Here is a 9421-nt window from a genome sequence, read left to right as displayed (position 1 = left end):
AGGGAGCTTCGGCGGCGGGCCGAGTTCTGGATGGGGATGACTCAAGAGACTCTCCTGACCACGCGCGCCACCGCCCGGTGATAGGGGCCTGTGACGCGCGTGACTGTGTGCATGGGTCGGTATTCAGTTATCACCAATGTGCGCGGCGATGCGCGACGCCTGTCATGTCCGTGGTCTAGATCTGTACCCCGCCGGCGGTCAGATCCCTGCGCAACTGCTCCGTCTCCTGGGTGGTGAGCCCCACCAGGGGGAGCCGCAGGGGGCCGCCCGGCAGGTCGAGCAGGGCCAGGGCCGCCTTGGAGGTGATCACGCCCTGGGTGCGGAACATGCCGGTGAAGACCGGCAGCAGCCGCTGGTGGATCTCCGTGGCCTTCGCCACATCTCCTCCGGTGTACGCCTCGACCAGCGCGCGCAGCTCGGGGGTCACCACATGGCCCACGACGGACACCAGGCCCACCGCTCCCACGGACAGGAGCGGCAGGTTGAGCATGTCGTCGCCTGAGTACCAGGCGAGGCCCGTGGTGGCGATGGCCCAGCTGGCACGGCCCAGGTCGCCCTTGGCGTCCTTGTTGGCGACGATCCTGGGGTGCTCGGCGAGACGGACCATCGTCTCCGTGTCGATAGGCACACCGCTGCGGCCCGGGATGTCGTAGAGCATCACCGGCAGTTCGGTGGCGTCGGCGACGGCGGTGAAGTGCTGGTAGAGGCCCTCCTGCGGGGGCTTGTTGTAGTACGGGGTCACCGTGAGCAGCCCGTGCGCGCCGGCCTGTGCCGCGGCGCGGGCCAGCTCCACGCTGTGCCTGGTGTCGTTGGTGCCGACTCCGGCCACCACATGGGCGCGGTCGCCGACGGCCTCGACCACGGCGCGCACCAGCTCGGATTTCTCCCCGTCGCTGGTGGTGGGGGACTCACCCGTGGTGCCGTTGACGATCAGGCCCTCGTTGCCCGCGTCCACGAGGTGGACGGCGAGGCGCTGGGCGCCGTCGAGGTCGAGCGATCCATCTCCCGTGAAAGGGGAGACCATGGCGGTCAGAATCCGCCCGAAGGGGATCTGCGGTGTGGAGGTCGGAGCCATAGGTTCCACGCTACTCGTAGCTCAGCGTGCGGTGGCCCATCGGGGCGGGGCAACCTGGGGAACCCGGCACTGCCTGCTCGGGGGTTCAGGCAGCGCCGGGTCCGTTCAATCACCCTAGATGAACTTCGCGAAATGTCGCAATACGGACACCTCGACTGCCCGCCCGCCGGCCGGGGGCCGCCTCAGGGCGCCACTCGGCCGTTGGCGTTGAACGCCTCGTAGGTCAGCGGCATCAACCGAGCCCACTCCGCCTCCATCAGCTCCGCCACCATCTCGATCTCCCGCTGCGGGAAGGACGGCGTGCGGGCCCGCTCGTCCTTCGTGCGCAGGCCGAGGAAGTGCATCAGGGAGCGGGCGTTGCAGGTGGCGTACATCGTGGAGTAGAGGCCGACGGGGAGCGCCGCCCTGGCCACCTCGCGGGCCACCCCGGACTCAAGCAGCTCCTGGTAGGCGGCGTAGGAGTGGCTGTACGAATCCTCCAGCGTCTTGCCGACCAGCGCGTGCTGCTCGGGCGAGCCGGAGACGAACTCGTACTTCCCGGGGCGGCCCCGCTGGACCAGCCGGCGCTCCTCGTCCGGCACATAGAACACGGGGGCGAGCTGGCGGTAGCGACCGCTCTCCTCGTTGTACGACCAGCCGACGCGGTGCCGATGGAACTCGCGGAAGACGAAGATCGGGGCGCTGACGAAGAAGGTCATCGAGTTGTGCTCGAAGGGGCTGCCATGGCGGTCCCGCAGCAGGTAGTTGATCAACCCCTTGGAACGCTCGGGGTCCTTCCCGATCTCGTCGAGGGACCGCTCCCCCAGCGTGGAGACGCGGGCGGCCAGGAGCACGTCCGTGTCAGAGGCCGCGTGTTTGACCAGCTCCACGGTCATGTCGCTGCGAAAACTGGGGGTCTCGGGCATCTGCCGGGGTCCTTCCGATGGCCGTGCGAGTGGGGCGACCCCACCCTAAGGGGGACCACTGACAGTCCCCTGAGATCGGTGACAAAACGGATTCAGGCCGCCGAGTCGGACTCTTCGCCTGATATTTTTGTTTCTAGGCCGATCAGGGGAAGGGGCAATGACATGTCAGACGCACCAGAGCCGATGGGCTCGCACTTCCAGGGCGACCCATGGCACGACGACTACGGCGTCCTGCCCGCGCCCACGCGGCGTCGCCCCTCGGGCGCGCGGCTGGCCGGCAGCATCCTGGTCACCCTTGTGGTGATATCGGGCCTGGTGGGAGCCTTGCTCCTGGCCACGCCCGCGCTGGACACGGAGGATCGTGGGGTCCCGGAGGCGCCGGAGGCGGCCGAGACCCGCTGAGCGCGATAGCCTCACCGTTCGCAGCACTTCGACTTCACTGTGATGCGCTTGTGATACGAACGAGGAACAGCCGTGCCCCTGACTTTTCTCTCGGCCGAGCACGACGCACAGGCCGATGCCACTGAATCGCCCCTGCCCCACGGGCAGCAGGACCACTGGAGGCGCCCCTACCGGCCGGGCCCCTGGCGGGTGGCCGGTGCGGCCGTCGCCCTGCTGCTCGCCGCCTATGTCCTGATCTCCGCGGTGATCATCGCGGTCGCCGGCACCCCGAGGGGAGCGCTGGCCACGGCGGTGATCGCCCTGCTGGGGATCGTCTTCGCGCTCCGCCTGCTGCGGGTCGGGATCTGGGTCAGCTCCCGTGGCGTGCGTCGGGTGGGCATGTTCACCACCAGGACCCTCCGCTGGCGCGAGGTGACCGCCGTGCGCACCGTGCAGCAGCCGGTGAAGTGGCTGGGCCTGCCCCGCAGCGTGCAGGGCCAGGCCGTGGAGGTCGAACGCCGCAGGGGCGGACCGCTGCGGACGTTGTTGACCGACCACAACGCCGACTTCCTCACCCGGCCCGACGCCTTCGAGCGCGCCGCCGACGTGTTGGAGGCATGGGCCGACGAGTACCGCTGACCGAAGGCGGGCCGAAACGTTCCGGCACCACCGGGAGCGGGCTCCGTCAGGGTCAGCCGCGCTCCGCCGCCCCGGTCGCGCGCCTCGCGCGCGGCGGGGTGCGCCCGGCGTGCAGGGCGATGGCATGGCTCATGGCCCCGCGTGCCCTGGGCGTGTCCCTGGCGTCGTGGTAGGCGAGCGCCAGCCGGAACCAGCGGCGCCAGTCCTCGGGGGCGGCCTCCACCTCGGCCCGCCGCTCGGCGAAGGCCGCGTCGGCCGCCGCCCGGTCGATCCTGCCGCCCGGCGTGCGCGGCAGATCGTCCACCGGCAGCCCTCCCTCGGCGTCCAGCTCACGGCCGAGCCGGTTGGCGCACAGCACGAAGTGGAAGCTGCGCCAGAGGAACCATCCCCCGATCAGCGGCAGGGCGAGGACGGCGACGCCCAGCGTCACCGTCGCCCAGGTGCCTTCCCGCAGCAGCAGCACCGCGCGGTGGCCCGTCAGCCCGAAGTAGCCGATCAGCAGGGCGCTGACCAGGAAATAACCCGCCTTGGCCGCCATGGCTAGCCGTCCAGGTCCAGGAAGTGCTCCAGCCCGAGGGTCAGCCCGGGGGCTTCGACCACCTTGCGGACGCCCAACAGCACGCCCGGCATGAACGAGGCCCGGTTCATCGAGTCGTGCCGGATGGTGAGGACCTCCCCCGCGTCCCCGAGGATCACCTCCTGATGGGCGACCAGGCCGCGCAGCCGCACCGAGTGGACCGGGACGCCGTCGACCGTCGCGCCGCGCGCGCCGTCCAGCGCGGTGCTGGTGGCGTCCGGCTGGTCGGCGAGGCCCGCCGCGCGGCGGGCCTCGCCGACCAGCTCGGCCGTGCGCACCGCCGTGCCGCTGGGAGCGTCCGCCTTGCCGGGGTGATGGGACTCGACGATCTCCACGGACTCGAAGAAACGGGCGGCCTGCTGGGCGAACCGCATGCTGAGCACCGCGCCGATGCCGAAGTTCGGCGCGATCAGCACGCCCGTGGCCGGCGATTCGGCCAGCCAGCCGCGCACGGCCGCGAGCCGCTCGTCGTTCCACCCCGAGGTGCCGACCACGCCGTGGATGCCGTGCCGGACGCAGAACGCCAGGTTGTCCAGCACCACTTCGGGACGGGTCAGTTCGACGGCCACCTCGGCGCCCGCCTCGGTCAGGGTCTCCAGCCGGTCGTCCCGGCCCAGCGCGGCGACCAGCTCCAGGTCCTTCGCGTCGGAGACCGCGCGTACGGCCTCCGATCCCATGCGTCCCTGGGCGCCGATCACGGCGACCCGCAGCTTGCCCATCGTTCCCTGGCCTCTCGTTTCTCTTCGGATGCTGTGTCGCCCGCGCCGGGACGGTGTCAGACGGCCACGGCGGCCGGCAGCCTGGCCGCCTGCCGGTCCGTGAGCCGGCCGATCACGGAGAGCGAGGGCTGCTGCCCCAGCACCTCGGCGGCCACCTTGCGCACGTCGTCGGGGGTGACGGCCGCGATCCGGGTCAGCAGGTCGTCCACCGAGAGCTGCTCGCCCCAGCAGATCTCGCTCTTCCCCAGCCGGTGCATCAGCGAGCCGGTGTCCTCAAGGCCGAGCACCGTGGACCCGGCCAGCTGGCCGATCGCGCGGCGGGTCTCGTCCTCGTCGATGCCCTGCCGGGCGACCTCGGTCAGCTGCTCGCGGCAGAGCTCAAGGACCTCGCCGACCTGGGCCGGCCGGCAGCCGGCGTAGATGCCGAAGAGTCCGCAGTCGGCGTAGCCGGAGGTGTGGCTGTAGACGCTGTAGGCGAGGCCGCGCTTCTCGCGGATCTCCTGGAAGAGCCGCGAACTCATGCCACCGCCCAGGGCCGTGGAGAGCACCGACAGCGCCCAGCGGCGCTCGTCGTTCCTGGAGACGCCCGGCATGCCCAGCACCAGGTGGACCTGTTCGGTGCGCCGGTCGATCACGTCCAGGCGGCCGGCCGTGCTGATGCCGTGGCGGCCCGAGCGCGGCGGGGCCGGCTCGGCCGAGGCCGCCCCCGAAAGGGCTCCGCCCCGCTCGAATGCCTTCCGCACCCGCTCGACCACCGTCTCGTGGTCGACGTTGCCGGCGGCGGTGACCACCAGACGGGTCGGGTCGTAGTGGGCGCGGTAGAAGTCGGCGATGCCGTCCCTGCTGAGCCCGTTGACCGTCTCCACCGTGCCGAGCACCGGGCGGCCGAGTGGGCTGTCGCCGAGCAGGGTGTGCGCGAAGAGGTCGTGCACCCCGTCGCTCGGGTCGTCGTCGGTCATCGCGATCTCCTCAAGGATGACCCCGCGCTCGGCCTCCACCTCCTCGGGCGCGATCAGCGAGTCGGTGAGCATGTCGCAGACGACGTCGATGGCCAACGGCAGGTCGGTGTCCAGCACACGGGCGTAGTAGCAGGTGAACTCCTTCGTGGTGAAGGCGTTCATCTCGCCGCCGACCTCTTCGATCACCGAGGAGATCTCCAGCGCGCTGCGCGTGGCCGTGCCCTTGAAGAGCAGGTGTTCCAGGTAGTGGGTGGCGCCGTTCAGCTCCGGGGTCTCGTCCCTTGAGCCGACGGCGGCCCAGATCCCGAAGGAGGCGGAGCGGACGGAGGGGACCGCCTCGGTGACCACCCGCAGCCCGCCGGGCAGCACCGTCTTGCGCACCGTGCCGGTGCCGCCGACGCCGCGGGGCAGGGTGGGGCGGGAACGGCGTGGACGGGGCACGGCCCGCCCCACCGTGGCGGTGGGGCGGGCCGTCGCGTGACGAGGTGCGCGAGTCACTTCTCGGTAGCGTCCTTCTCCTCGTCGGCGTCGCCGTCCGCGCCCTCGGCCTCGTCGAGGACGGGGATCAGCGACAGCTTGCCGCGCTGGTCGATCTCGGCGATCTCGACCTGGACCTTCTGGCCGACGCCGAGCACGTCGTCGACGTTCTCCACCCGCTTGCCGCCGGCGAGCTTGCGGATCTGCGAGATGTGCAGCAGACCGTCCTTGCCCGGGAGGAGCGAGACGAAGGCGCCGAAGGTCGTCGTCTTGACCACGGTGCCCAGGTACCGCTCGCCGACCTCGGGCATCGTCGGGTTGGCGATGCCGTTGATCGTGGTGCGGGCGGCCTCGGCGGCGGGGCCGTCGGCGGCGCCGATGTAGATGGTGCCGTCGTCCTCGATGGTGATGTCGGCGCCCGTGTCCTCCTGGATCTGGTTGATCATCTTGCCCTTGGGGCCGATGACCTCACCGATCTTGTCCACCGGGATCTTCACCGTGATGATCCTGGGGGCGTTGGGGGACATCTCGTCCGGAACGTCGATGGCCTCGCTCATCACGTCCAGGATGTGCAGCCGGGCGTCCCGCGCCTGCTTGAGCGCGGCGGCCAGCACGGAGGCCGGGATCCCGTCGAGCTTGGTGTCCAGCTGGAGCGCGGTGACGAACTGCTTGGTGCCGGCGACCTTGAAGTCCATGTCGCCGAACGCGTCCTCGGCGCCGAGGATGTCGGTCAGCGTCACGTAGTGCGTCTCGCCCTCGATCTCCTGCGAGATGAGGCCCATGGCGATACCGGCGACCGGCGCCTTCAGCGGGACGCCGGCGTTCAGCAGCGACATGGTGGAGGCGCAGACCGAGCCCATCGACGTGGAGCCGTTGGAGCTCAGCGCCTCGGAGACCTGCCTGATGGCGTAGGGGAACTCCTCGCGGGTGGGGAGCACCGGGGTCAGCGCACGCTCGGCCAGCGCGCCGTGACCGATCTCACGCCGCTTGGGCGAGCCGACCCGACCGGTCTCACCGGTGGAGTAGGGCGGGAAGTTGTAGTTGTGCATGTACCGCTTGCGGGTCACCGGGGAGAGGGTGTCCAGCTGCTGCTCCATGCGCAGCATGTTGAGCGTGGTGACGCCCAGGATCTGCGTCTCGCCGCGCTCGAAGAGCGCCGAGCCGTGCACCCGCGGGATCGCCTCGACCTCGGCGGCCAGGGTGCGGATGTCGGTGACGCCACGGCCGTCGATGCGGACCTTGTCACGGATGACGCGCTCCCGCACGACCTGCTTGGTCAGCGAGCGGTAGGCGGCGGAGATCTCCTTCTCGCGCCCCTCGAACTGGGAGAGCAGCTTCTCCGCGGCGACCGACTTGAGCCGGTCCAGCTCGGCCTCGCGCTCCTGCTTGCCCGCGATGGTCAGCGCCCTGGCCAGCTCGTCGCGGACGGCGTTGCTCAGCGCCTCGAAGACGTCGTCCTGGTAGTCCAGGAAGACCGGGAACTCGCCGGTGGGCTTGGCGGCCTTGGCCGCCAGGTCCGACTGGGCACGGCAGAGGACCTTGATGAACGGCTTGGCCGCCTCCAGGCCGGCCGCGACGACCTCCTCGGTGGGGGCCGGGGCACCGCCCTTGACCAGCTCGATGGTCTTCTCCGTGGCCTCGGCCTCGACCATCATGATCGCCACGTCGCCGTCGGGGAGCACCCGGCCGGCCACGACCATGTCGAAGACGGCGTCCTCCAGCTCGGTGTGCGTGGGGAAGGCCACCCACTGGCCGCGGATCAGGGCCACCCGGGTGCCGCCGATGGGGCCGGAGAACGGCAGCCCGGCGAGCTGGGTGGAACAGGAGGCGGCGTTGATCGCGACCACGTCGTAGAGGTGGTCGGGGTTGAGCGCCATGATCGTCTCGACGATCTGGATCTCGTTGCGCAGGCCCTTGCGGAACGACGGGCGCAGCGGCCGGTCGATCAGCCGGCAGGTGAGGATGGCGTCCTCGGAGGGGCGGCCCTCGCGACGGAAGAAGGAGCCGGGGATCTTGCCCGCGGCGTACATCCGCTCCTCGACGTCGACCGTGAGGGGGAAGAAGTCCAGCTGGTCCTTCGGGTTCTTCGAGGCCGTGGTCGCGGAGAGGACCATGGTGTCGTCGTCCAGATAGGCGACGGCGGAGCCGGCGGCCTGCCTGGCCAGCCGGCCGGTCTCGAAGCGGATGGTGCGGGTGCCGAAGGCGCCGTTGTCGATCACGGCTTCGGCGTAGTGAGTCTCGTTCTCCACCTTGTTGAATCTCCTCTTCTTCGCTCCCGCCGTCGTCGGCTGGAGCGGGTGGGTGGAGCACCTCCCGACGGGCCGGCCATCGATCGAAGCTCCCGGGACACCGCCCGGGGGCCACTACCGAAGACCGGCGACGGTATGAAGGCGCTCCGCCTGATACGTACGTGGTGCTTCGTGGTGCTTACAGTCCGCTGGACACCAGCCTACAAAGCCGACGGTTGCCCAGCCTCTTCTCAGCCGTTTCGGGGCGAAGCTCCGGATACGGCGAAGGGAGCGGCCCCGCGTGGGTGACCGCTCCCTCTGGGGCGTCTTACCTCGCGCCCGCCGCGCCACGGCGGATGCCGAGCCGCTCCACCAGCGCACGGAAGCGCTGGATGTCCTTGCTCGCGAGGTACTTCAGCAGCCGGCGGCGCTGGCCGACCAGCAGCAGCAGACCACGGCGGGAGTGGTGGTCGTGCTTGTGCACCTTCAGGTGCTCGGTGAGGTCGGAGATGCGCCGGGACAGCAGCGCGACCTGGACCTCGGGGGAGCCGGTGTCGCCCTCCTGGGTGGCGAACTCGGCGATGATCTTCTGCTTCGTGGCGGCGTCAAGAGACGACACACGTACTCCTCGGGGTGGTTTATCACGAGCCACCGAGTGTTCCCTGGTCTGAACCACAGGGAAGCTTCCGATACTCGGGAGGCGGGGTCCGCTGAGCGCTTCCTCCAGAGAGAATCCGGGGGCGCGTACGCAAACGGCCGCTAAGCAGGCTACAACAGGTTGGCACGCTGAGCACACTCGGGCACCCTGGACGCCCGTCCGGCCGGCGGCGGGGGCGGCTCGCGGGGCGCGGACGCCATGGGCGCCCCGCGGATCGGGCGCCGGTTCCTCCGCGGTGGCTTCCGCTGGCGGTGTCCGCTGCGCGGGGCCAGGCTCCGGGGTGCGGCGGCGGGAGGTCAGCATGATGATCATACCCGCGCCGGTGCGCGGGGGCGGGCCCGCCCGGCTGCCGCGCCGGGGCTCACCCGCAGGTTGTGCGAGCAGCGCGGGGCGGCGCGGGTAACTCGGCCGTGCGCTCCCCCCGTTGTGGGCCATTCGGTGGCGGATGGGCACGGCTTATGCTGCTCGGGTGACTTCGACACAGCAGGGGACACGGCAGGGGCTCACGCCCAGACAGGCCCGCCGGTTGCGGATGGCCATCGCCGGGGTGGCGATGGTCGCGATGGCGATCGTGCTGGTCGTGCGGCTGGGCGACGGCTCGTCCCTGCAGTCCATAGGACTCTACGGCGCCGCCTTCGTCCTCAGCGGCGCCGTGATCGAGATGAGCCGCCGGGGGCGCACCCGACTGGGCATGGCCGTGCTGGTGGCCGGCTTCGTGCTGGTGCTGGGGGCCGACTGGTACCTGCTGTCCGTCTAGGGCGAGCCCTTCCCCGGCCGCCGGCGAGGCCGGGTTCGGCCCCTGG

11 protein-coding genes (1 of these 11 running past the window's edge) are annotated in these 9421 nt (G+C 70.7%); 3 read left to right on the top strand and 8 right to left on the bottom strand.

What is annotated here, in order from left to right; all coding sequences use genetic code 11:
* The 3 genes from K4G22_RS24620 to thyX all read right to left on the bottom strand — a co-directional run.
* On the bottom strand, positions 1 to 45 hold the start of the coding sequence (locus K4G22_RS24620) for a ribonuclease J (protein ID WP_228082525.1). The gene continues 1641 nt to the left of window position 1, outside the view; 45 of the gene's 1686 nt are visible here — the first part of the coding sequence; its start codon is at positions 43 to 45; the stop codon falls past the left edge of the window.
* 130 nt (positions 46 to 175) lie between these two features.
* Positions 176 to 1075 (bottom strand): 4-hydroxy-tetrahydrodipicolinate synthase, encoded by a 900-nt coding sequence (dapA, locus tag K4G22_RS24615; RefSeq protein WP_228082524.1) that lies wholly within the window; start codon positions 1073 to 1075, stop codon positions 176 to 178.
* Between the two features lie 182 nt (positions 1076 to 1257).
* Complete coding sequence (gene thyX / locus K4G22_RS24610) at positions 1258 to 1980, bottom strand: FAD-dependent thymidylate synthase (RefSeq protein WP_228082523.1); 723 nt, start codon at positions 1978 to 1980, stop codon at positions 1258 to 1260.
* A 162-nt stretch (positions 1981 to 2142) separates the two neighbouring features.
* On the opposite strand from thyX, the gene K4G22_RS24605 reads away from it, so the two are divergent.
* Complete coding sequence (locus tag K4G22_RS24605) at positions 2143 to 2382, top strand: hypothetical protein (RefSeq protein WP_228082522.1); 240 nt, start codon at positions 2143 to 2145, stop codon at positions 2380 to 2382.
* 72 nt (positions 2383 to 2454) lie between these two features.
* Complete coding sequence (locus K4G22_RS24600) at positions 2455 to 3000, top strand: hypothetical protein (RefSeq protein WP_228082521.1); 546 nt, start codon at positions 2455 to 2457, stop codon at positions 2998 to 3000.
* Positions 3001 to 3052: 52 nt separating this feature from the next.
* Here the strand turns inward: K4G22_RS24600 and K4G22_RS24595 are convergent, their stop codons facing one another.
* From K4G22_RS24595 to rpsO, 5 genes are all read right to left on the bottom strand, one after another.
* Complete coding sequence (locus tag K4G22_RS24595; protein WP_228082520.1) at positions 3053 to 3538, bottom strand: hypothetical protein; 486 nt, start codon at positions 3536 to 3538, stop codon at positions 3053 to 3055.
* A gap of 2 nt (positions 3539 to 3540) precedes the next feature.
* A complete protein-coding gene (gene dapB, locus K4G22_RS24590) occupies positions 3541 to 4296 on the bottom strand; it encodes a 4-hydroxy-tetrahydrodipicolinate reductase (protein ID WP_228082519.1) in 756 nt (251 codons plus the stop codon).
* A gap of 56 nt (positions 4297 to 4352) precedes the next feature.
* Positions 4353 to 5753, bottom strand: a complete 1401-nt coding sequence (locus K4G22_RS24585) for a M16 family metallopeptidase (protein ID WP_228082518.1) — start codon at positions 5751 to 5753, stop codon at positions 4353 to 4355.
* Positions 5750 to 7981, bottom strand: coding sequence for a polyribonucleotide nucleotidyltransferase (locus K4G22_RS24580; RefSeq protein ID WP_228082517.1), 2232 nt, complete (start codon positions 7979 to 7981; stop codon positions 5750 to 5752). The genes K4G22_RS24585 and K4G22_RS24580 overlap by 4 nt, the downstream gene beginning before the upstream one ends.
* A 307-nt stretch (positions 7982 to 8288) precedes the next feature.
* Positions 8289 to 8579 (bottom strand): 30S ribosomal protein S15, encoded by a 291-nt coding sequence (rpsO, locus tag K4G22_RS24575; protein WP_228082516.1) that lies wholly within the window; start codon positions 8577 to 8579, stop codon positions 8289 to 8291.
* Positions 8580 to 9087: 508 nt separating this feature from the next.
* Here rpsO and K4G22_RS24570 point away from each other — a divergent pair.
* Entirely contained in the window at positions 9088 to 9375 is a 288-nt protein-coding gene (locus tag K4G22_RS24570) for a hypothetical protein (protein WP_228082515.1), read from the top strand.
* The last annotated feature ends 46 nt before the right edge of the window (positions 9376 to 9421 follow it).

The sequence above is a fragment of the Streptomyces profundus genome (assembly GCF_020740535.1).
Taxonomy (GTDB): domain Bacteria; phylum Actinomycetota; class Actinomycetes; order Streptomycetales; family Streptomycetaceae; genus Streptomyces; species Streptomyces profundus.
The sequence above is the reverse complement of the archived record's forward strand: the minus strand, read 5'-3'. Positions and strand labels throughout refer to the sequence as shown.

What these genes read in the sequence shown, in the direction of transcription:
- dapB (WP_228082519.1), bottom strand. Translation starts at nt 4,296, where the DNA reads ATGGGCAAGCTGCGGGTCGCCGTGATCGGCGCCCAGGGACGCATGGGA.
- K4G22_RS24595 (WP_228082520.1), bottom strand. Translation starts at nt 3,538, where the DNA reads ATGGCGGCCAAGGCGGGTTATTTCCTGGTCAGCGCCCTGCTGATCGGC.
- thyX (WP_228082523.1), bottom strand. Translation starts at nt 1,980, where the DNA reads ATGCCCGAGACCCCCAGTTTTCGCAGCGACATGACCGTGGAGCTGGTC.
- dapA (WP_228082524.1), bottom strand. Translation starts at nt 1,075, where the DNA reads ATGGCTCCGACCTCCACACCGCAGATCCCCTTCGGGCGGATTCTGACC.
- K4G22_RS24605 (WP_228082522.1), top strand. Translation starts at nt 2,143, where the DNA reads ATGTCAGACGCACCAGAGCCGATGGGCTCGCACTTCCAGGGCGACCCA.